This is a genomic window from Staphylococcus sp. NRL 16/872 (genome assembly GCF_022815905.2).
Taxonomy (GTDB): Bacteria; Bacillota; Bacilli; order Staphylococcales; family Staphylococcaceae; genus Staphylococcus.
In genome coordinates, this window is record NZ_CP119327.1 from 1,437,734 (window position 1) to 1,459,470 (window position 21,737).

General features: G+C 33.2%; 20 protein-coding genes. 9 read left to right on the forward strand and 11 right to left on the reverse strand.

Features of this window, described 5'->3' with window-relative positions:
• Nucleotides 1-42: 42 nt before the first annotated feature.
• From MT340_RS07265 to brnQ3, 7 genes are all read left to right on the forward strand, one after another.
• Nucleotides 43-2,850, forward strand: a complete 2,808-nt coding sequence (locus MT340_RS07265; protein WP_243589376.1) for a 2-oxoglutarate dehydrogenase E1 component — start codon at nt 43-45, stop codon at nt 2,848-2,850.
• Between the two features lie 12 nt (nt 2,851-2,862).
• Nucleotides 2,863-4,143 carry a dihydrolipoyllysine-residue succinyltransferase gene (sucB, locus tag MT340_RS07270; RefSeq protein ID WP_243589377.1) on the forward strand — a complete coding sequence of 427 codons (1,281 nt, stop codon included), beginning with the start codon at nt 2,863-2,865 and terminating at the stop codon, nt 4,141-4,143.
• 655 nt (nt 4,144-4,798) lie between these two features.
• On the forward strand, nt 4,799-5,614 hold the full coding sequence (locus MT340_RS07275; protein ID WP_243589378.1) for a VOC family protein: 816 nt from the start codon (nt 4,799-4,801) through the stop codon (nt 5,612-5,614).
• Nucleotides 5,615-5,641: 27 nt separating this feature from the next.
• Complete coding sequence (locus tag MT340_RS07280; RefSeq protein WP_242239179.1) at nt 5,642-5,845, forward strand: DUF6501 family protein; 204 nt, start codon at nt 5,642-5,644, stop codon at nt 5,843-5,845.
• A 108-nt stretch (nt 5,846-5,953) separates the two neighbouring features.
• Complete coding sequence (locus tag MT340_RS07285; RefSeq protein WP_243589379.1) at nt 5,954-6,745, forward strand: ATP-binding protein; 792 nt, start codon at nt 5,954-5,956, stop codon at nt 6,743-6,745.
• A 12-nt stretch (nt 6,746-6,757) separates the two neighbouring features.
• Nucleotides 6,758-8,647 carry a vWA domain-containing protein gene (locus tag MT340_RS07290; protein WP_243589380.1) on the forward strand — a complete coding sequence of 630 codons (1,890 nt, stop codon included), beginning with the start codon at nt 6,758-6,760 and terminating at the stop codon, nt 8,645-8,647.
• Between the two features lie 128 nt (nt 8,648-8,775).
• Complete coding sequence (brnQ3, locus tag MT340_RS07295) at nt 8,776-10,122, forward strand: branched-chain amino acid-like transporter carrier protein BrnQ3 (protein WP_243589381.1); 1,347 nt, start codon at nt 8,776-8,778, stop codon at nt 10,120-10,122.
• A 60-nt stretch (nt 10,123-10,182) separates the two neighbouring features.
• Here the strand turns inward: brnQ3 and MT340_RS07300 are convergent, their stop codons facing one another.
• Genes MT340_RS07300 through MT340_RS07310 form a run of 3 tightly spaced genes read right to left on the reverse strand, consistent with a single transcriptional unit; the run spans nt 10,183 to nt 12,288 of the window.
• Nucleotides 10,183-11,346, reverse strand: coding sequence for a toxic anion resistance protein (locus MT340_RS07300; protein WP_243603717.1), 1,164 nt, complete (start codon nt 11,344-11,346; stop codon nt 10,183-10,185).
• 25 nt (nt 11,347-11,371) lie between these two features.
• On the reverse strand, nt 11,372-11,998 hold the full coding sequence (locus MT340_RS07305) for a 5-bromo-4-chloroindolyl phosphate hydrolysis family protein (protein ID WP_103298391.1): 627 nt from the start codon (nt 11,996-11,998) through the stop codon (nt 11,372-11,374).
• Between the two features lie 20 nt (nt 11,999-12,018).
• Entirely contained in the window at nt 12,019-12,288 is a 270-nt protein-coding gene (locus MT340_RS07310; RefSeq protein WP_243589383.1) for an acylphosphatase, read from the reverse strand.
• Between the two features lie 163 nt (nt 12,289-12,451).
• Between MT340_RS07310 and msaA the strand changes: the two genes are divergently transcribed.
• Nucleotides 12,452-12,760 (forward strand): regulatory protein MsaA, encoded by a 309-nt coding sequence (msaA, locus tag MT340_RS07315; protein WP_243589384.1) that lies wholly within the window; start codon nt 12,452-12,454, stop codon nt 12,758-12,760.
• 204 nt (nt 12,761-12,964) lie between these two features.
• On the forward strand, nt 12,965-13,165 hold the full coding sequence (cspA, locus tag MT340_RS07320) for a cold shock protein CspA (RefSeq protein WP_002433901.1): 201 nt from the start codon (nt 12,965-12,967) through the stop codon (nt 13,163-13,165).
• 162 nt (nt 13,166-13,327) lie between these two features.
• On the opposite strand, the gene lysA is transcribed toward cspA, so the two are convergent.
• The 8 genes from lysA to MT340_RS07360 form a co-directional block, all read right to left on the reverse strand.
• Nucleotides 13,328-14,593: a diaminopimelate decarboxylase gene (lysA, locus tag MT340_RS07325; RefSeq protein ID WP_243589385.1), complete on the reverse strand. Its 1,266-nt coding sequence runs from the start codon at nt 14,591-14,593 to the stop codon at nt 13,328-13,330.
• Between the two features lie 2 nt (nt 14,594-14,595).
• Nucleotides 14,596-15,672, reverse strand: coding sequence for an alanine racemase (locus tag MT340_RS07330; protein ID WP_243589386.1), 1,077 nt, complete (start codon nt 15,670-15,672; stop codon nt 14,596-14,598).
• A gap of 6 nt (nt 15,673-15,678) precedes the next feature.
• Nucleotides 15,679-16,830 carry a M20 metallopeptidase family protein gene (locus MT340_RS07335; RefSeq protein ID WP_243589387.1) on the reverse strand — a complete coding sequence of 384 codons (1,152 nt, stop codon included), beginning with the start codon at nt 16,828-16,830 and terminating at the stop codon, nt 15,679-15,681.
• 183 nt (nt 16,831-17,013) lie between these two features.
• On the reverse strand, nt 17,014-17,733 hold the full coding sequence (gene dapD / locus MT340_RS07340) for a 2,3,4,5-tetrahydropyridine-2,6-dicarboxylate N-acetyltransferase (RefSeq protein ID WP_103298052.1): 720 nt from the start codon (nt 17,731-17,733) through the stop codon (nt 17,014-17,016).
• Nucleotides 17,734-17,781: 48 nt separating this feature from the next.
• Nucleotides 17,782-18,507: a 4-hydroxy-tetrahydrodipicolinate reductase gene (gene dapB, locus MT340_RS07345; protein WP_243589388.1), complete on the reverse strand. Its 726-nt coding sequence runs from the start codon at nt 18,505-18,507 to the stop codon at nt 17,782-17,784.
• Entirely contained in the window at nt 18,504-19,391 is an 888-nt protein-coding gene (gene dapA / locus MT340_RS07350; protein WP_243589389.1) for a 4-hydroxy-tetrahydrodipicolinate synthase, read from the reverse strand. Before dapA ends, dapB begins: the two co-directional genes overlap by 4 nt.
• 2 nt (nt 19,392-19,393) lie before the next feature.
• The gene (locus tag MT340_RS07355; RefSeq protein ID WP_243589390.1) at nt 19,394-20,383 is read right to left on the reverse strand and encodes an aspartate-semialdehyde dehydrogenase; all 990 of its coding nucleotides are present in this window, start codon (nt 20,381-20,383) and stop codon (nt 19,394-19,396) included.
• A 68-nt stretch (nt 20,384-20,451) separates the two neighbouring features.
• The gene (locus tag MT340_RS07360; RefSeq protein ID WP_243603718.1) at nt 20,452-21,654 is read right to left on the reverse strand and encodes an aspartate kinase; all 1,203 of its coding nucleotides are present in this window, start codon (nt 21,652-21,654) and stop codon (nt 20,452-20,454) included.
• Between the last annotated feature and the right edge of the window lie 83 nt (nt 21,655-21,737).

The following is a 21,737-nucleotide window of genomic DNA, read 5'->3' on the forward strand; positions in this document are numbered from 1 at the left end:
ATTATTCTGTAAGCGGTTTAACTATTTTGTGGAGGGTATACTATGGCAAAGGATAACAAGGATGTTACAGAAGCTCCTGTAAACTTTGGTGCAAATTTAGGTCTTATGCTAGATTTATATGATGATTATCTACAAGACCCTTCTTCTGTATCCGATGATTTACAAGTTCTTTTTAGTACAATTAAAAATGGTGAAGCTAATATCGAGGCTAAACCTACCACAAAAGGGAGTGGTTCTTCAGCGGATGATATTACAATCAAACGTATCATGCGCTTAATCGATAATATTAGACAATATGGTCACCTTAAGGCCGATATTTACCCTGTAAATGCTCCAAAAAGAACTAGTGTTCCTAAATTAGGAATTGAAGATTTTAATTTAGATAAAGAAACATTAGAACAAATTTCTGCAGGAATTGTTTCAGATCACTTTAATGATATTTATGATAATGCTTATGAAGCAATCGAACGCATGGAACAGCGTTATAAGGGGCCGATTGCTTTTGAATATAATCATATTAACAACAATAAAGAACGTACATGGTTGAAACGTCGAATTGAGACTCCTTATAAAGCAAATATTAATAAGGATGAAAAGAAAAAATTATTCGAAACTTTAGCACGCGTTGAAGGTTTTGAAAAGTATTTACATAAAAACTTTGTAGGAGCAAAACGTTTCTCAATTGAAGGTGTAGATACATTAGTACCGATGTTACAACATACGTTAAAACGAGCCGCAGAAGTTGAAATTCAGAATATTCAAATCGGTATGGCACATCGAGGTCGTTTAAATGTGTTAACACATGTATTAGAAAAACCATATGAAATGATGATTTCAGAATTCATGCATACTGATCCAATGAAATTTTTACCTAAAGATGGTAGCTTAGAATTAACTTCTGGTTGGACAGGAGACGTTAAATATCATTTAGGTGGGGTTAAAACGACTTCTTCTTATGGTATTGAACAACGTATTTCACTTGCTAACAACCCAAGTCACTTAGAAATTGTGGCGCCAGTTGTAATTGGTAAAACACGTGCTGCTCAAGATGATACACATCATAGTGGTGGGCCAACTACTGATTTCCATAAAGCTATGCCTATCATAGTTCATGGAGATGCAGCTTATCCAGGACAAGGTATCAATTTTGAAACTATGAATTTAAGTAATCTAGATGGCTATTCTACAGGAGGAGCGCTCCATATTATTACGAATAACCGTATTGGTTTTACAACTGAACCAGTAGATGGCCGTTCAACAACTTATTCTTCTGATATTGCTAAAGGCTATGACGTACCTATCTTACACGTTAACGCTGATAATGTTGAAGCTACAATTGAAGCAATTGATATTGCAATGGATTTCAGAAAAGAATTCCATAAAGACTTTGTCATTGATTTAGTAGGCTATCGTCGTTACGGGCATAACGAAATGGATGAACCATCAATCACAAACCCTGTGCCATATCAAAATATTCGTAAACACGAATCTGTTGAAATTATCTATGGTAAACAACTAGTAGAAGAAGGCGTTATTGATAAAGAGCAAATGAATGAGATTATAGATAATGTTCATAAAGCTATGCGCTCAGCGCAAGATAAAATTGATAAATCTGATAAAATGGACAATCCTGATATGGAAAAACCTGAATCTTTACAACAACCTTTACAAAGTGATGATAAAGATTTCACTTACGATCATTTAAAAGAAATTAATGACGCAATGCTAACATATCCAGAAGGCTTCCATATTTTGAAAAAATTAAATAAAGTTCTTGAAAAACGTAGAGAACCATTCGAAAAAGATGGTGGTTTAGTAGATTGGGCGCAAGCAGAACAACTTGCATTTGCAACAATCGTTCAAGATGGCATTTCTGTTCGTCTAACTGGTCAAGATAGTGAACGTGGCACATTTAGTCATAGACATGCTGTTTTACATGATGAAGAAAATGGTGATATTCATACACCTCTACATCATGTACCTGATCAAAAAGCTACTTTTGAAGTGCACAATAGCCCATTATCTGAAGCAGCTGTTGTTGGTTTCGAATATGGCTACAATGTTGAGAATAAAGAAAGCATGAACATTTGGGAAGCACAATACGGTGACTTCTCTAATATGGCACAAATGATATTCGATAATTTCATGTCTTCTGGACGTGCTAAATGGGGTGAAAGAACAGGCCTAACGCTATTCTTACCTCATGCATTTGAAGGTCAAGGGGCAGAACACTCTTCAGCACGACTTGAAAGATTCTTACAATTAGCAGCTGAAAATAATAGTACAGTGGTTAATTTATCAAGTTCAAGTAACTACTTCCATTTATTAAGAGCACAAGCTAAAAGTTTAGGCACAGAAGCTATGAGACCTTTAATTATTATGTCTCCAAAAAGCTTGTTGAGAAACAAAACAGTGGCTCAACCAATTAATAAATTTACATCTGGTGGATTTAAACCAATCCTTGTGGAGGAAGCTAATAAAGATAAAGTGACTAAAGTTATTTTAGCTTCAGGAAAGATGTTCATTGATTTAAAAGAAAATTTAGCTAAAAATCCAGATGAATCTATCTTACTGATCGCTGTAGAAAGATTGTATCCATTCCCTGAAGAGGACATTAAAGAAGTGTTAAATGAATTACCAAATCTTGAAACTATTTCTTGGGTTCAAGAAGAACCTAAAAATCAAGGCGCGTGGTTATTTGTATACCCATACTTAAAATCTCTTGCAGGCAATGAATATAACTTAAGTTATCACGGTAGAATTCAACGTGCAGCACCAGCTGAAGGTGATGGAGAAATTCATAAACTTGTTCAAAATAAAATTATTGAAAGTAGCACTCAAAATAACTAGGGGGAAAATAATATGGCAGAGGTAAAAGTTCCAGAATTAGCAGAATCAATTACAGAAGGTACTATTGCAGAATGGTTAAAAAACGTGGGTGATAGCGTTGAAAAAGGCGAAGCCATTCTTGAATTAGAAACTGATAAAGTTAATGTTGAAGTGGTGTCTGAAGAAGAAGGTGTTCTACAAGAACAACTCGCTTCTGAAGGTGATACAGTAGAAGTAGGTCAAGTAATTGCGACAGTTGGAGAAGGTAGTGGAAATAACGCTTCTAGTAGCGATAATGAACAATCATCTGAAGGTAAAAAAGAAAAAAACGATGAGAAAAACGAAGGTAAAGAAACAGAAGCACCTTCAACTAGCTCAAATGAATCAGAACAATCTTCATCTTATAACCAACGCATTAATGCGACACCATCTGCACGTCGTCATGCTCGTGAAAATGGCGTAGATTTAAGTTCAGTTTCAGGTAAAGGCAAAGATGTAGTACGTAAAGAAGATGTAGACAATAGCCAAAAAGCAAGTCAATCTCAAGCTACAAAATCTTCACAAGATAGTAAACCACAAGAAACTAAACAATCATCTAGCACACCAAATAAACCAGTTATTCGTGAAAAAATGTCACGTAGAAAGAAAACAGCTGCTAAAAAATTATTAGAAGTATCTAATAACACTGCAATGTTAACTACATTCAATGAAGTAGACATGACAAATGTTATGGAACTTCGTAAACGTAAAAAAGAACAATTTATCAAAGATCACGATGGTACGAAATTAGGCTTTATGTCATTCTTCACTAAAGCAGCTGTAGCAGCATTGAAGAAATACCCAGAAGTAAATGCTGAAATTGATGGCGACGATATGATTACGAAACAATATTATGATATCGGTGTAGCTGTTTCTACTGACGATGGTTTATTAGTACCATTCGTAAGAGATTGCGATAAGAAAAACTTCGCTGAACTTGAAAGAGCAATCGCTGACTTAGCAGTGAAAGCACGTGAGAAAAAACTTGGACTTGATGACATGGTTAATGGTTCATTCACAATTACAAATGGTGGAGTCTTTGGTTCAATGATGAGTACACCAATTATCAATGGTAACCAAGCTGCAATCTTAGGAATGCACTCAATCATTACACGCCCAATAGCTATTGATAAAGACACTATTGAGAACAGACCAATGATGTATATTGCATTAAGTTATGATCATAGAATTATCGACGGTAAAGAAGCAGTAGGATTCTTAAAAACAATCAAAGAACTTATTGAAAGCCCAGAAGATCTTTTATTAGAAAGCTAATCACAAAGGAATACAACCTCGTAAATATTGATACAACGACGTCTTATCGTCGTTGTATTTTTTTGTTTAAAAAATATGAAAAGTGTTAGAGATTGTTACAAGAGTTTATTTAAATCAGCATTTCAACTAATGTGACACAAGTTCTATCAATCAATGATCATGATGAAGATTGGGTCAAAGTATCCGTGCATGTATTGGTACACAACAAAGAGAAAATAATGGTTTAACGCCATTCAAAAGATAAGATAGAGCACTAAAATGTGGTTGCTTATAGTTTACATGTTTACAGCAAATCAAATATCTTAGTAGTTACATATACATTTTCAATAAAATAAGAATTCAAAATAAGCCCTTACAGATCTTCGAAAAACTCAAAAACGAACTTTATGTATATATTATATTAGATATACAGCTATACTTTACTGTGTTTTATATAACTCCCCTCCCTATATTTTAAAAGGCAGGGGAGGGAGTGTATCGATAAATTTAACTTTCTAACTAATATATATATATTGAACTTAATGCATTTAAAAAATAAACAATGTTCGTATTTTTTAAAATGATATAAAAAGTACTCTGCAATAGTTCATCATATAAATCACATGAAAAATACGTTATAATAAATGAGAAAAGATAAATATAGGGGTGTCAGTCAATGAGTGGACTTAGAAGTGTCACACTAGGGACAAGTGATCTTTCTAAAACAAAGAAATTATTTAAAGATATCTTAGGTCTTAATGTTGCATCTAAAAATCAAGCTTTACGTTTTGGTGATGCAGACTTAAGTCCTGGTACACGTATACATTTTGTTGAAGTTCCAAATGAAGCATATCAAAACCAACACATTTCTAGTGTAGGATTAAGAACTCCATCTGATGTAGGTCTAGAGGAATATCAACAAATCTTAAAAGATAATGATATTGACTATAGTTCTATAACAGAGTTAAACGGTAATAAGCATTTTAATTTTAAAGATGCTAACCAACAAATTTTTGATATTTATTCAAATGAGCATAATACTGGAATCGGCTTAGGCACTCCAACATTTGAAAGTTCAGTAAATCCACTTCATCAATTACAAGGTTTAGGGCCAATCATTATTAAAGTTAATGAAATGCCTGTAACAGCTTCCATCTTTAAAAATGTATTTAGTTTAGTACATTATGCAGAATATGAATCTACTGAGTTTCCAGAACAAGTTATTCAAGTATTCAAAATCGGCGATGGTGGTTTAGGCGGTGAACTTCATTTATATCAACCTAAGGAAGAAATAGAAATGGTTGAAGAAGGTATCGTTGAACAAGTTGAATTTAGTGCCAACTCATCAGAGGATTTTGAAAAGGCTCAAAAAGAGCTTGATGAAATTGGAATCCCGTATCAAATGTTAAATCAAGGTGATGCTAAATCAATCCGTATTACTGAAAATAGTGGCATCTCATTCATTTATACTTTAGATAATAAATTACAATAGTTAATTATTGGAGGAATATATATGGCTATGTTACATGAAACATGGAAAGAGCGTACACCAATTAAAAAAGTCGAAGTGACAAATACAGATGCTAAGAAATTCACAGTTTCTGATATGTTAACTATCGGCAAACAATATGATGTGATTAATGAAACTGAAGAATATTATCAAATTATTGATAATTCCGGTTTAGTTGGCGGTTATTATAAAGATTATTTTAAAGAAGTTTAAGACTGCAAATCATTTCTAAACATATTGTTCCATAAAAGACTCAGGAGCTATAAAAAAGCTCCTTAGTCTATTTTTTCATTTTCAAAGAAAAAAGGAGTTTAAATTATTATGATACAAAATCAATATATCAATTCTGATGAATCTGTATTTAATGATGCCAAAGCATTATTTAAGTTAAACAAAAATATCTTATTAAAAGGTCCAACTGGTTCTGGTAAAACGAAATTAGCTGAAACTTTAAGTGAAACGGTTAATACACCTATGCATCAAGTGAACTGTTCTGTCGATTTGGATGCCGAGAGTTTATTAGGCTTCAAAACAATAAAAACAAACGATGAAGGGCGCCAAGAAATTGTGTTTATTGATGGACCAGTTATCAAAGCAATGCGTGAAGGTCATATCTTATATATTGATGAGATTAACATGGCTAAACCTGAAACATTACCAATTCTAAATGGTGTATTAGATTATCGTCGTCAATTAACTAATCCATTCACTGGAGAAGTAATTAAAGCTGCACCTGGTTTCAATGTTATTGCAGCGATTAACGAAGGTTATGTTGGTACATTACCGATGAACGAAGCGCTTAAGAACCGTTTTGTAGTCATTCAAGTAGATTACATTGATGGCGACATTTTAAAAGAAGTGATTAAACAACAAAGTAATTTACAAGACGATAAAATCATTGAACAAATTATCAAATTCAATGAAGATTTACGTACAATGTCTAAACAAGGCCAAATTTCAGAAGAGGCGGCTAGTATTCGTGCGCTTATCGACTTAAGCGATTTAATTACTGTGATGCCTATTGAACGTGCCATTCAACGCACAATTATCGACAAATTGGAAGACGAACGTGAACAACAAGCGATTAAAAACGCAATAGAACTAAACTTTTAGAGAGGGATTAATATGAGTGATCGTTTTATAAAATTTAATGATGAGCAACTCGATGCTAAACAAGTCATGATGTTACAAGACTTAGCGCGCTTACTTCTAAAAAACGAGCAAACACAGGTTAAAATTCAAAAATTCCCTTTTTATGATCCGATTAATAATACGCTTATCACTAGCTGGTTTTGGTCTCATCGTCCTGCTGAAGTTGAAAATGCAGGTTTAAAAACAGATGTAATGTTGGCTGCATATGGCTATCAAATGATGGATGAAAAAATTGTAAATGAAGTTCTTCATGAAGATGAATTTGAACATCCTAAATTTTATCATCAACTCTTCCGTTTGTTAGAAGATATGCGTGTCTTCAACTATATTCGTAATGAACGACCAAGTACTGCTAAACTTATCGACTTACGTCTACAAACACGTTTATCTTATACTGAAACACAAATTACATTTTATAAAACAAAGACGGTTTATACAGACTTATTATTTTTATATTTAGAACGTGCATTTTTAAGCCAAAATTTCTTTGATATTCCCATGATGGATCCACAACTTGATGATATTTTAAATCATATGTTTCAGTATTTGCCTAACTTTTTCCAAAATGAAACTTCTGAAGATAATATGTACTTGGCACAACGTATTATGTTCCAAATTGACGATATATTAAATAAAGACATGTTAAATGAATACTATTATCTTCCTAGAAGAGTGTATGAAGCGATACATGAGTTATCCTTTGAAGATATTAAACGTACGGATGCAAGCAACGTGGACGGTCATGATAATACAAGTGAAGATACGGATGCTGAAACGGCTGAAGCAGAAACCAAAGCTCAAGATAGTAAATCCGAGGGTGGCGCATATTTAGAGATGGAATTGCATGAAGGAGAAAATAGTGACGTTTTAAGTGACAATGATACAGCACGTGAAGGCGATTCAACCGATGATATGACAGATATGATGACTAAAAAGGGACATGGCTCAGATAATACGCTAAATAATGATGAAGGTGGAACGATTGGTCAGAATCCTTCATTTGCACTTAAAGGTATTAATGAAAACGTTGAAATTAAATGGAATGTACCTGATATTGAACCAGAGTATCTTTTAAATTATCAAAATGTGAAAAATGACGTTCAATTAGAAACAAAAGATTTAATTCAAATTATTAAGAAAACTATTGATCGTGAGCATGTAGATGAACGACACAATCTAACTAAAGGTCGTTTACAACGTGATTTAATAAATTGGTTTATTGATGACCAATATAAATTATTTTATAAAAAACAAGATTTAAGTAAGACTTTTGATGCTACATTCACTTTATTAATTGATGTATCTGCAAGTATGTTCGATAAAATGGATGAAACAATCAAAGGTGTTATCTTATTCCATGAAACATTAAAATCATTGAACGTTAAACATGAAATACTTGCATTTAATGAAGATGCATTTGATTCAGATGATAACAAACAACCTAACATCATTGATGAAATTGTTCATTATGATTATTCAACGATGGAAAAAAGTGGTCCCCGCATTATGTCATTACACCCTCAAGATGATAATCGTGATGGGGTAGCCATACGTATCGCTAGTGAGCGATTATTAAGACGAAGTCATAACCAACGATTTTTAATCGTCTTTTCAGATGGTGAACCTTCTGCATTTAATTATGCTCAAGATGGTATTTTAGATACGTATGAAGCTGTTGAAATGGCACGTAAATATGGTATAGAAGTCTTCAATGTATTTTTAAGCCAAGATACGATTACAGAAGACATTGAACAAACTATTCATAATATTTATGGTCAATATGCGTTGTTTGTAGAAGGCGTAGAGAATCTCCCGGCTCATTTATCTCCATTACTCAAAAAATTATTACTTAAATCTTTTTAAAAATTAAAATTAATAACTAGAAAATATAATTAATGTTTTTAAATTTTCTGAATTTACATAGACTTGCAAATCCTTTTTATGATAGAATGTTAACTATTGCACATATACACATAAAAAGGAGCAATTCTATGAACAGAAATACCTGGATAATGGGGTTTATGCTATTTGCCATGTTTTTTGGTGCTGGTAATCTCATTTTTCCTCCTAAATTAGGGCAGGACAGTGGCCAATATTTTTGGTGGGCTATGATTCCTTTCTGCTTAACAGGCATAGGTTTGCCTTTACTAGGCGTGATTGTAGGAGCCTTTGATAATCGAGGTTACATAGGTTCATTAAGTAAGATTTCGCCTAAATTTTCTATGATCTTTTTAATTATCATTTATTTAACTATTGGGCCTCTTTTCGCGATACCACGTACTGGTTCAACAGCATTTGAAATGACAGTGACGCCAATTGCACACACGAATAGTAATATTGCTTTATTCATATTTACTCTCATTTACTTTTTAATTGTCTTATATTTATGTATTAATCCTAATAAGATAGTAGATCGAATTGGTTCATTGCTTACACCATTGTTGTTAATTACCATTCTAGCAATGATTATTAAAGGTTTTGTAGATTTTGGAGGCAATAGTCATTCAAATGGAAATGCAGAAGTATATACATCTACGTTAGGTAGCTTTACTAAAGGATTTACAGAAGGCTATTTAACTATGGACGCTATCGCTTCAATCGCTTTTTCAATGATTGTAGTGAATGCTATTAAGTCAACTGGAGTAAGTCATAGAAATAGTATTTTTAAACAAACAGTTATGGCCGGTCTTATTGCTGCCGTAGCATTGATATTTATTTATGTTTCTTTAGGTTTTATAGGTAACCATATGGTGATTAATCATCACACGCTTGATAGCCTAGCTGCTAAAAATCAAAATATCGGTGCATACTTATTAACCAATATGGCAACTCAAGGTTTCGGTGTTTTTGGAAAATATTTATTAGGTATCATCGTAGCATTGGCTTGTCTAACTACCGCTTGTGGTTTGATTGTCTCTGTAAGCCAATATTTCCATAGTTTGTATCCAAAAATTTCATATAAAATATATGCCGTTATATTTACTCTTATAAGTTTTGTGTTAGCAAATCTTGGTTTGAATTCTGTTATCTCAATGTCGGTTCCTGTGCTAAGTATTATATATCCAATCGCAATAACCGTTATCTTATTAATTTTACTTGCACAATTTATTCCAACAAAACCAATTGCTCAACAAATACCTATTATCGTAGTAAGTTGTGTTTCTATACTAAGTACCATTTCTTCAAATGGTTGGGTAAAAATTGCATTTATAGACGGATTACCTTTAAAACAAGTAGCCTTAGAATGGTTACCCATTGCAATTATTGCTACTATTATAAGCTACATCATATCTACATTTGTCAAACAAGACTATATTAAATATCAAAACGACAAATAATATAAACGAGCGCATCACTCATGATAGGGTGATGCGCTCGTTTTTTAAGAAATTGATTTTTTATTCTTTTCTCATTGTTAATAAATGTTGTTTAAGTTCATTTTCTAGGCCACTAAGTTCACGTTCAGCTTCTTGTCGTTTTTGACGTCCATTTTGCTGAATTTGAAGAGTCTGTTCAATTGTTTCAATAATATCACTTTGCGTTGTTTTAAGCGTTTCTATATCTACAATACCACGTTCATTTTCAGTAGCAGTTTCAATAGCGTTTTGTTTTAACATAGCTGCATTTTGAGTTAATAAATCGTTCGTTGTATCTGTAACGGCACGTTGCGCACTCACTGCATTTCGTTGTCTCATTAGCGTAAGGGCAATTGCCATTTGATTTTTCCATAGTGGAATACTTGTAAGAATTGAACTTTGAATTTTCTCAGCCAATGCTTGGTTCACGTTTTGAATCATTCGAATTTGTGGGGCAGTTTGAATAGCAATTTGTCTTGATAATTGTAAATCATAAATACGTTTATCTAGACGATCAACAAATTGTTCCATATCTGCCACGGCTTGAATGTCCATTTGATTGCCTGTTTGTTCAGCATGTTGTTGTAATTTAGGAATGTCATTAGTAAGAATTTCCTGTTTTTTACGTTTAGCTGCAGCAATATATAATGAAACATCATCGAAATACGTCTTATTTTGTTCATATAAACCGTCTAACAATTGAATGTCTTTTGATAAATTATTCTTATGCTTATCCAATTGAATAGTAATACGGTCAATTTGTGAACTTACTGACTGCATTCTTGAGAAAATTTCATTAACTGAAGCTTTAGTTCTTTTAAACAGTCGTTTAAGTTTAGATTGTTTCTCCGGATTTAAATCATCTGGATTTACAGTTTTGAGTTTAGACATTAATTGATTCAATGCATCGCCCACAGGCCCAATTTCTTTGGCTTGAACTTCATCTAACATTCGATGTGAGAATTGAGACATATTTTGTTGTAGATGAGAACCAAATGCTAATAAACCATCGTTATCTAATGGTTTAATTTGTTGGCTAATAGAATCAATTTTTTTAAGTTCATTCTTATTAAATTGACGCTCAAAATCTTCAGCAATCGTATTCTGAGAAATATTAGGGTTGTTAGTAGTGTTTGTGTTTAGTTGTTGTTGGTCTATATAATCATCTAATGGATGTGAGTTAATAAATTGTTCTTCTTTCGTCATTTATATCTTCGCTCCATTCTTTAAATTAATTATCTTTATGACGATTTTGTTCAAGACGATTAAGTTCCATTTCAACATCTAATCGCTCATAATCGTCTTCATTTAAACGTTTTAAATCTGCAATCAATGTGCGTTTTACTTCGTCTAATGTAATGCGAGTTTGTTCCAATTTTTGTTTCTCTGCTGCTGATTTCTTAGGCATTTTCGATAAACGCGTATATGACTCAATTAAATTTAACGCATTATCAATATGAGAATAGAAGAAACTTTCAACTTTGAAAAACAAACCCGGTCTTTGTTTAACGGCAACATGAATTGATTTCGAAATACGATAAATATCATTGATTTGACGAAAATCTTTAAGAGATCGCACATTAACATAAGATCTTAATATATTTCTAATTTTATCTTGCGATTGATTTAACTGATTTCTAACAAAGCGATAATCTCTACGTGATAAGCCTATTTCAGTTAAATATTTTTTTGACGTTAAGCGTTGAGTAGGGAAGTAAGATACAAAAAACATCCCAATACCTATTAGAGCGTCTAGTATAAATGAAAGATCAAATCCAAATATACTTACCGCCCATGAAATAATAGCTACTGGAATTCCTACTAAAACGCCTATGAATCGAGAAATATTATATCTCAAATGGCATCTTCCTTTATATTTTAAATCGATTGAAATTCTGAATATTGTTTATCGTTATTAGCCTCTTCAATAGTATAATTATCAACTGAAGAAGCTGGTGATGCGCCATCAATAACGGCATTTATAAATTGTTCTAAATCCGCTTCTTTTCCTAGAGCATAAATTTCAACATAGTCTTCCACGTTTTGAACTGTTCCTACGATGTTATATTTCTGCGCTATTTTTTGTGTATAATAACGAAATCCTACACCTTGAACTGTTCCAAAAACTTGTAAATGCTTATGTTGCATAATATCACCTCTTATTACTATTATACGAACTTTAACGTTAAAAAACTAATAATTACTATCACTTACGATAAAGGTCCGCCAAAAGTATGAGACGTTAAACTTGAATTCATTCATATTCGCGTTAAAATAACTTTATAGTTTTAATTTGAGAGGGGAATTTACAATGTGGACAGTTGCAAAGATCAGAGCTGACTACGAGGGATGGTGGTTATTTAGCGACTGGACAGATAAAATAGTGGAGCAACACCATTTTAATAGTTATGAAGAAATGTTGAGAAATTATAAAAAATTAATTAATGAAAGCAAACAATATTATGATAACCATGTAATTGGTAAATATAATATTCATGCATTTTATAATAATTGTGATTTAAATTTTTGTGAAGATTGCGATGAAGATTTACAAATATTTTATAGTTTTATTGTTTTAAATAATAATGAAGTTTATTGTAATCTACCAAAATTTAATTAAAAGATAATTTTCTATATTTGTATTGCAATTTAATACGAACTAACATATAATAGCTATTAAGCAATGGTTTTATTCCATATTGCAAAGAATATCTGTAAGAGTTATTTATAGCGTTTTGTTATTCATACATAATTGTCACATGTATTTTTTGTAATATGCGAATAATGCATATTGAAAGAATTTAGTCTTGGAGGTTTCAGAATTATGAAACAAGGTACAGTTAAATGGTTTAACGCTGAAAAAGGTTTTGGTTTTATCGAAGTTGAAGGTGAAAACGACGTATTCGTACACTTTTCAGCAATTAACCAAGATGGTTATAAATCATTAGAAGAAGGTCAATCAGTTGAATTTGAAGTAGTTGAAGGCGACCGCGGTCCTCAAGCTGCAAACGTTGTTAAACTATAATAAATAGATTGTAAAATATTGACTTTAGTAACACCTTACCAAGATGTAGGGTGTTTTTTTATTGTCCAATTTTAGTATATATAAAAGCCATATTCTGTCCCAGTTTGAAAGGATTAGAATATGGCTAAATTTTTTTATACAAAATTCACTAATTATAAAAGATTATTTAGTATCATTAATAATTAATTGACGTAATGATTGACGTTTAATGACTTCGCGTGCTTTTCCATCTTTTAAGAAGAACACAGGTGGTTTCTGCATTTGATTGTAATTAGAAGCCATTGAATAATGGTATGCACCTGTAGAAAGAATCGCTAGATAATCACCACGTTGAACAGAAGAAGGGAGTTTCGCATCACGAATAATGATGTCGCCTGATTCACATAATTTACCAGCAATTGTTACTGTTTCATTAGCATCTTCATGACGATTAACTAATAATGCTTGATATTTAGCACCATATAATGCAGTTCTAATATGATCGCTCATACCGCCATCAATTGAAACATATTTATTTACTTCAGGAATTTCTTTAATTGTACCAACTTCATATAAAGTAATTCCAGCTTCTCCAACGATAGAACGACCTGGCTCAATACCAATTTCAGGTACTTCATAATGTAAACGTTCAGTTTCAGCTTTGATTGCATCTGTAATTTCTGCGATACCTTCTTCAATAGGGAAACTTACGTCTCCTTCAACGTATTTGATACCGAAACCTCCGCCTAAGTTAAGTAATTCAACTTTAATATCATTTTCAGAAAGCCAATTAAGCACGATCTTAGCAGTTTCAATCATCGCTTCAGTTCCTTCGATTTGAGAACCAATATGGAAGTGAATTCCTTTTAAATGTAAACGTTTAGAGTCACGTACTTTATTAACCGCTTCAATCGCTAAGCCATGGCGAATTGATAAACCAAATTTGCTATCTTCCTGACCAGTTTGAATAAACTCATGTGTATGCGCTTCAACACCAGGATTAACACGTAATACTACATTTACAGTATCGCTTGCATATCTGTCGATTAAATCAATTTCTTCAAGTGAATCAATGACAAAGTAACCAACGCCACTTTCTAGAGCGTATTGAATTTCACGTTTTGTTTTGTTATTTCCATGGAAGTGAATCTTGCTTGGGTCAAATTTAGCTTCTAATGCTGTATACAATTCACCTTCAGAAACGACATCTAATTGTAAGTCTTCTTCTTGTACTAATTTGACCATTTGAATACAAGTAAACGCTTTTGAAGCATATGAAATATTATATTTTAAACCGCTTTTTTGAAAAGCTGAGTGATATCTACGCATTTGATTGCGGATTTCATCTTCATCATAAACAATAGTAGGTGTACCAAAACTTTGAGCAAGTGTTTTTAAACTTGTACCTGCCATTGTTAATTCACCATATTCATTATATTTAACTGACATTTTTATCTATACTCCTTTATGAGAGAATCATGATTCATCGCACTAAGTTGTTCAGAGTTAGCGCCCACACCTTTGAATGTGTATTCATCAATGCGTATATCGTTATTATATAATATCACTTCATCTTGTGCATGCACTTCATCATCAACTTCTACAAACATATGACTCATCATTAAAGCTCGAATAGGGTAACGTTTGCCATTAATAAGCGCTTCATGTTTCGCACGTGATTTAAGAATACCGTCGCCATAGCCTACATCTACAACTGCTAATCGTGTTTTGTCACGTGTAGCTTCATATGCAAAGCTATAGCCACAATAATCACCTTCATTTACTTCTCGAATTTGTATAACATTCCCTTTAACAGTAAGCGACTGCTGAATGCTTTCTTCATCTAATTTACTGTATGGACGAGATCCATATAAAGCAATCCCTACACGTGCATGTGTATGGAATGGAAGCAACTTTTGATCTTCACGATAATAACTAGCACTATTTTGAGCATGTATCATATCAAACTGGTAACCCTCGTCTAATAGTGTGTTGACTACATTTAACCAAGCTTTGCGTTCTAGACTATACTCTGGAACATCAAATTCATCAGCATATCCAAAGTGTGTCCATAATCCAGAAATTACCATTTTGCGTGGATTAGAATTATTATAATCATCTGTTAATACTTCTTTAATTTCTGCTAATGTTTTAAACCCTGATCGATGTAATAAATTTTCAAACTCTACATGAACTTTAATTTCATGTAAATCCTCTTTATATTTATAGTAGTATTCTAAAGAAGGTAATGTCATTTGAATTTGATTATCTCTCACAGTTTCAAAGTCATATACTGCATTCATCAAGAATATTGTAGCTTCTGGAACTAATTTACGGATTCTTACAGCTTCTTTTAAAGAAGTCGTACTAAAAGTAGTAATACCTGCTTTTGTAAATTGTTTCACCGCAAATTCCAATCCATAATGATAAGCATTATTTTTTACTACTGCCATAATAGAATTATTCTTTTTTACTTTAACAGCATTTTGATAAAACGCTTCTGAATTAACCGACCATATTGCTGTCAATTTCAGTTACTCCTCTCCATAATGCATTAATAATTGCTCATAATAGTTCGCCACATCTATTAATACTTTTTCATCAAAGTTCAAGTGAGAAGTATGTAAACCTGTGACATAACCTTTACCTTCATTGCGAGTACCTACAAATGCAAAGTAAGCAGGGGCCAGTTGTTGTCCATAGAAACTAAAGTCTTCACCAAATAAGAATGGTAAAGGTTTCTCTATCACTTCTAAATTTGCGTTACGAATAGCTTGTTCAACACTCACTTTTAATTCAGGGCTATTCATTGTCGCAGGATAACCTTCTTCAAATTTCACTTCACATTCTACGTTGAATAGTAACTGTACGCTTTCTGCAATTTTTTGCATTTGTGTTTTAACCACATTTAAGTCATTGGCGTCGTATGTGCGTACTGTTCCTTCTAAATAACCATTACTTGGAACTGTATTAATTGCTTCACCAGCTTCAAAATGGCCCATATGAACAATGTTACGTTTCAAACCATTTAAATGATACTGTTGAATTTGTCCTACTTGATTTAATACGTGTAATAGGGCTTCACCACATGAATGCCCTTGTTCTTTATCAGCTACGTGACTTGATAATCCTTTTAAAAAGAAACGATATTCTGTGGCGCTTGCTGTAATTTCATTATCACGAATCACCACTTGTCCTTCGTCAGCAAATGGGTTTACATGAATTCCAAATATCGCTTCAATAGGGTAATTATTAAATGCGCCCGCTTTAATTAGACGATTTGCGCCACCACCTGTTTCTTCAGCAGGTTGGAAGATAAACACGACATTATGAGGTAACTCACCATTATCAGCCATTGTTTTACAACGTTTTACAAATAACATTAATGCAGCTGTGTGACCATCATGTCCACAAGCATGCATAATATTATCTGTTTGACTACGATAATCGACTTCATTCTCTTCAAAAATAGGTAAGGCATCAATATCGGCTCTAAAAGCAATAGTATGATCACTATTTCCTTTTAAATAAGCGATTGCGCCTGTTTCAAGTGGTCGTTCATATGAAACACCTAACTCTTCTAAGAAATTGATGATATATTGTGTTGTTTCAAATTCATGCAAACTCAATTCAGGGTGTTGATGTAAGTGTCTTCTATGTTTTATTACAAATTCTAATTCATTCATTTTATCATTCCTTTGTTTACTTAATAATCAGACGTATAGTTATATTCTTTTTTGAAAAATAGTTGCTAGCCTTACTGGAGCTTCATTTTCATAAAAAGAATGAAAAACTTTGGTAATTATACATAAAGGCTGAGACTAAAGTGTCCCAGCCTCTACATACTAAAAATAAAAGCTCAATAAATCTTAATCATTTAACTTTCTTAACGCTGAAACAATTTCACGTTTAGAGTCTTCAACTTCAGACGTTTGTTTAATTACTTTCGCAGGGGTACCAGCTACTACTGCACCAGCTGGGACATCTTGAGTAACAATAGCACCAGCTGCTACGATAGCACCTTCGCCAACTCTTACACCTTCAAGAATAACAGCGTTTGCTCCAATAAGCACATTATCTTCAATCACTACTGGAGAGGCACTTGGCGGCTCAATAACACCAGCTAATACAGCGCCTGCACCGACATGAACGTTCTTACCAGTTGTAGCACGACCGCCTAATGTCGCATTCATATCAATCATTGTGCCTTCGCCAACAACGGCACCAATATTAATAGTAGCGCCCATCATAACTACTGCGCCGTCTTCGATAATGGCTTGTTCACGGATAAAAGCACCTGGTTCAATTCGGGCATTCGTATTTGTTAAATCTTTAAGAGGAATAGCCGAATTACGACGATCCATTTCAATTTCTAAGTCAGTAATGCTAGCTTGGTTGGCTTCGTAGAAAGATTTCCAATCATCCGCTTCACAGAAGATAACTTTTGAATTATCTGATCCAAACACTTTAAATGATTCTGGGAAATTAACATTATTAAATTCTCCATTAACATAAACCTTTAAAGGTGTAGATTTCTTAGCATCACTTATATATTGAATAATTTCTTGTGCAGAAAGGTGTTGTACCATGTTCAATTCTCCTTATTATTTCATTTATTTAAAGATTACTTTCAGTTTTTACAAATTATCAAAAGTGTAATAACCATTTTGTTTATTAATTAACTGTTCAGCAGCTGTTATTGCGCCATTTGCGAAAATATCTTTCGACTGTGCTTTATGAGAAATTGTAATTGTTTCATCTGTTCCTGCAAATAAAACATCATGTTCTCCTACAATCGTGCCACCACGTACTGCATGGATACCAATTTCATCTTTCTCACGTTTTTCAGTGCGTTCATGGCGGTCATAAATAGGGGACACATTGTTACGTAAATCTTTAATAACATCATATAGTTTAACAAGGGTGCCACTTGGCGCATCGACTTTCTTATTATGATGTGCCTCTGTTAATTCGATATCAAAATCTTGTAATAAAGGTACTGCTGTTTCTAAAATTTTAGTTAACACATGAACGCCATAACTCATATTCGCACTAAAGAATACTGGCATACGTTCACTAAGTTCTTCTAATTTAGCAACAAGTTTCTCTTTTTCACCAGTAGTAGCTACGACTAATGGTAATTCGAAATCCTCATTTAAGAGCGGTAATAATAGGTTCGGATTTGAGAAATCGATAGCGATATCCGCTTTATCTTGCGCCTCAGCAATATGGTCAAAATGCGCATAAGGTGTAGCCTCGTTATGTTCAGGCTCGATAACACCTATAATTTCATGACCTTTTTCTTCTGCTAGTCTAGCAACCCGTTGGTTCATCGCACCATAACCAATTAATAAAATTTTCATTCGTGTTCACCCGCTTTAAACTGTTCATATGCATCAACCAATACTTTGGCATCTTCAACTTCTAAAGGTAAAAGAGGTAAGCGTAATTCATACTCTCCGAAACCTAGATAACTTGTTAATGCTTTAATTGGAATTGGATTTACATCAATAGAAAGGGTATCTAATAATTTGCCAATTGGTTCGAAATCTTTAGAAATATCTTGTCCACTTTGTTTAGCATCATATAATGCTTGGAATTCTTTTGGAATAACATTTGCTATAACTGAAATAACGCCATTTCCACCACGTTCGTAAAACTCTACAACATTATCGTCATTACCACTATATAGAGCGAATTCATCTTGATTAATACGTTTTTTTACTTCTTCATAGTATTCAAAGTCATTTGTAGCATCTTTAATTGCGACAATATATTCGTTATGACTTAATGTTTCAACTGTTTCAGGATTAATCGTCATATTTGTTCGTGAAGGTACGTTGTATAGTACAACAGGCAATTTAACTTCATTTGCAATCTTTTCAAAATGTTTAATTAAGCCGCGTTGATTCGTTTTATTGTAATAAGGCGTAATTAACATAATTGCATCTGCGCCTAATTGTTTAGCACGTTGTGAAGCTTGGATAGATTTAGCAGTATTATTCGTACCAGTACCTGCAATAATTGTTACGCGATGATCCACTTGTTTTACTACCACTTCAAGCACTTGTTCTTTTTCTTCTTCAGTTAAAGTAGGGCTCTCAGCTGTCGTACCATTAACTATAATTGCTTGTACACCATTTTCTAATAAGAAATCAACATGTTTTTCTAATGCATTGTAATCCACTTCATTATTTGTGAATGGGGTAGCAAGCGCTACACCAACGCCTTCAAAAATATGTGCCATTATTATCTAGCTCCTTTTAAATTGATTACTTGCTCTAATACTTGAACTGCATTTAATGCTGCACCTTTAAGTAAATTATCAGATGTACACCATACGTGGAATGTATTATCTAATGAATCATCGCGACGAATACGTCCTACAAATACATCGTCTTTACCAGTTGAGTTAATTGCTAATGGATATTCATTATTTTCTGGATTATCTACCAATACAACGCGACTATCTTGATCAAATAAGTCTTTAATTTCTTGAACTGTCGCTTCTTTATCAAGTGTCACATCAATTTCAACACTATGGCTGTCTTGAACAGGTACACGCGCACATGTTGCAGTTACACGTAACTCAGGTTGATTTAAGATTTTGCGTGTTTCATCAATCATTTTTTGTTCTTCTTTTGTATAACCATCCTCTAAAAAGACATCAATATGAGGAAGAACGTTATTATAAATTGGATGTGGGTAAGCTTCAGGGGCTTTACCATTTGCACCCTCAGTTAAATCACGTTTACCCTTAATACCAGAGCCTGAAACCGCTTGATAAGTTGTATAAGCTACACGTTTTAACCCGAATTTATCTTGTAACACTTTTAAGGGTACTACTGATTGAATTGTTGAACAGTTAGGGTTAGCAATGATACCACGTTTAAAGTGGGGCTCATTTACTTCTGGAACAATTAAATCAATATCTTCAGCCATACGCCACTGACTAGAATTATCGATGACAATAGCGCCAGCTTGTTCAAAAATAGGGGCAAATCGTTCACTTGTTCCACCACCAGCACTCATCAATACGTAGTCAAATTTCTCACTTGCTGCTTCTTCTGTAAGTTCTTGAACAATATATGTTTTACCTTGAAACTCAACTGCTTTACCTGCTGATCTTGATGATGAAAATAAAACTAAATCGTCAAATTCAATATTTTTACGATCAAGTGTTTCTAACATTTTTGTTCCTACTAATCCTGTTGCTCCGACTACTGCGATTCTTGTCATAAAAAGTCACTCCATTATTTTATTATTTTGAATTTTTAAAAAATTAATTATAAATAGGATCTTTCAACTTAGATATCAAAAGCATCGTATAAAATTTCAACTGCTTTTTCACCATTCTCTTTATCAATTACATATGAAATACTAATTTCAGACGTTGTTGTTTGATAAAAAGGAATATTAGAATTGATTAGAGTAATAAATGCTTTAGATGCTACACCAGACATATCTCTCATTCCAGAACCAATCAAAGAGATTTTGACGTATTCTTCATTAATTTTATAGTCCAATGCTTCAAATGCTATAGATAACTGCTTCAAAATATTGGAAATTTGATGCGCATCACTATCTTTAATTGAGAAAGATAATTGTAAACCTTCTGTATTAACAATTTGAGAAATCATATCTACATTTACTGAGCCATCTTCTAATGCAGTAAATAATTGTGTTAACAATCTATTATCCGGCAGGGGATAACTGATTGTCACGTGCATCATATGTTTATCTAATGCAACACCTGTTACAGCTTTTTTCTCTAGTATTTCTGTTCTCGGCATAATCCATGTTCCTTTCACATTTGATAATGTTCTACTCAAATAAAGGGGAATGTCGTAATTTTTAGCTAATTCAACGCTTCTTGTTTCAAGGACCCCAGCACCTAAAGCACTCATTTCCATCATTTCTTCATAGGATACATAATCTAAGCGCTTTGCCTTACTAAGTATTCTTGGATCAGTAGCGTACACACCATCAACGTCAGTATAAATTTCACAGGGTATTTGATTACTAGCAGCTAAGGCAACGGCAGTTGTATCAGAACCACCTCGGCCTAACGTTGTTAACTCAAATTCATCATTGATGCCTTGGAAGCCTGCTACAACCAAAACATCTTTATCTTCAAATGCTTTATCAAACGTTTCTGGATTAATTTCGGCAATTCTACTTTTAAGATGATGACCAATTGTTTTAATACCAGCTTGATAACCAGTCATCGATCTAGCATTTACACCGATATCATTCAATACCATAGATAGGTAAGAAACTGTTTGTTGTTCACCAGTAGTTAATAGTAGGGCTAATTCTTCATCTTTAGGTGTTGTAGTAAGATTTGATACATTTTCCATTAATTGGTCTGTAGTTTTGCCCATGGCACTCACCACTACAATTAATTGTTCACCGTCATCCACACGATGTTTAAGCAGTTCTGCGATATTTTTTATTTTTGTAAAATCGGCAACGGATGAACCACCGAACTTCAAAACATTTCGTTTCAAACTTATACCTCCTACATTTTGGGAGGCCCACGCTATAAAAAAAAGAACAAGTTCGGAATGCGCCACGAACTTGTTCATAATTT

Excerpts from the sequence above, each read along its gene's own strand:
- MT340_RS07265 (WP_243589376.1), top strand. The coding sequence starts at position 43 with ATGGCAAAGGATAACAAGGATGTTACAGAAGCTCCTGTAAACTTTGGT.
- sucB (WP_243589377.1), top strand. The coding sequence starts at position 2,863 with ATGGCAGAGGTAAAAGTTCCAGAATTAGCAGAATCAATTACAGAAGGT.
- MT340_RS07275 (WP_243589378.1), top strand. The coding sequence starts at position 4,799 with ATGAGTGGACTTAGAAGTGTCACACTAGGGACAAGTGATCTTTCTAAA.
- MT340_RS07280 (WP_242239179.1), top strand. The coding sequence starts at position 5,642 with ATGTTACATGAAACATGGAAAGAGCGTACACCAATTAAAAAAGTCGAA.
- MT340_RS07285 (WP_243589379.1), top strand. The coding sequence starts at position 5,954 with ATGATACAAAATCAATATATCAATTCTGATGAATCTGTATTTAATGAT.
- MT340_RS07290 (WP_243589380.1), top strand. The coding sequence starts at position 6,758 with ATGAGTGATCGTTTTATAAAATTTAATGATGAGCAACTCGATGCTAAA.
- brnQ3 (WP_243589381.1), top strand. The coding sequence starts at position 8,776 with ATGAACAGAAATACCTGGATAATGGGGTTTATGCTATTTGCCATGTTT.
- MT340_RS07300 (WP_243603717.1), bottom strand. The coding sequence starts at position 11,346 with ATGACGAAAGAAGAACAATTTATTAACTCACATCCATTAGATGATTAT.
- MT340_RS07310 (WP_243589383.1), bottom strand. The coding sequence starts at position 12,288 with ATGCAACATAAGCATTTACAAGTTTTTGGAACAGTTCAAGGTGTAGGA.
- msaA (WP_243589384.1), top strand. The coding sequence starts at position 12,452 with ATGTGGACAGTTGCAAAGATCAGAGCTGACTACGAGGGATGGTGGTTA.
- cspA (WP_002433901.1), top strand. The coding sequence starts at position 12,965 with ATGAAACAAGGTACAGTTAAATGGTTTAACGCTGAAAAAGGTTTTGGT.
- lysA (WP_243589385.1), bottom strand. The coding sequence starts at position 14,593 with ATGTCAGTTAAATATAATGAATATGGTGAATTAACAATGGCAGGTACA.
- MT340_RS07335 (WP_243589387.1), bottom strand. The coding sequence starts at position 16,830 with ATGAATGAATTAGAATTTGTAATAAAACATAGAAGACACTTACATCAA.
- dapD (WP_103298052.1), bottom strand. The coding sequence starts at position 17,733 with ATGGTACAACACCTTTCTGCACAAGAAATTATTCAATATATAAGTGAT.
- dapB (WP_243589388.1), bottom strand. The coding sequence starts at position 18,507 with ATGAAAATTTTATTAATTGGTTATGGTGCGATGAACCAACGGGTTGCT.
- dapA (WP_243589389.1), bottom strand. The coding sequence starts at position 19,391 with ATGGCACATATTTTTGAAGGCGTTGGTGTAGCGCTTGCTACCCCATTC.
- MT340_RS07355 (WP_243589390.1), bottom strand. The coding sequence starts at position 20,383 with ATGACAAGAATCGCAGTAGTCGGAGCAACAGGATTAGTAGGAACAAAA.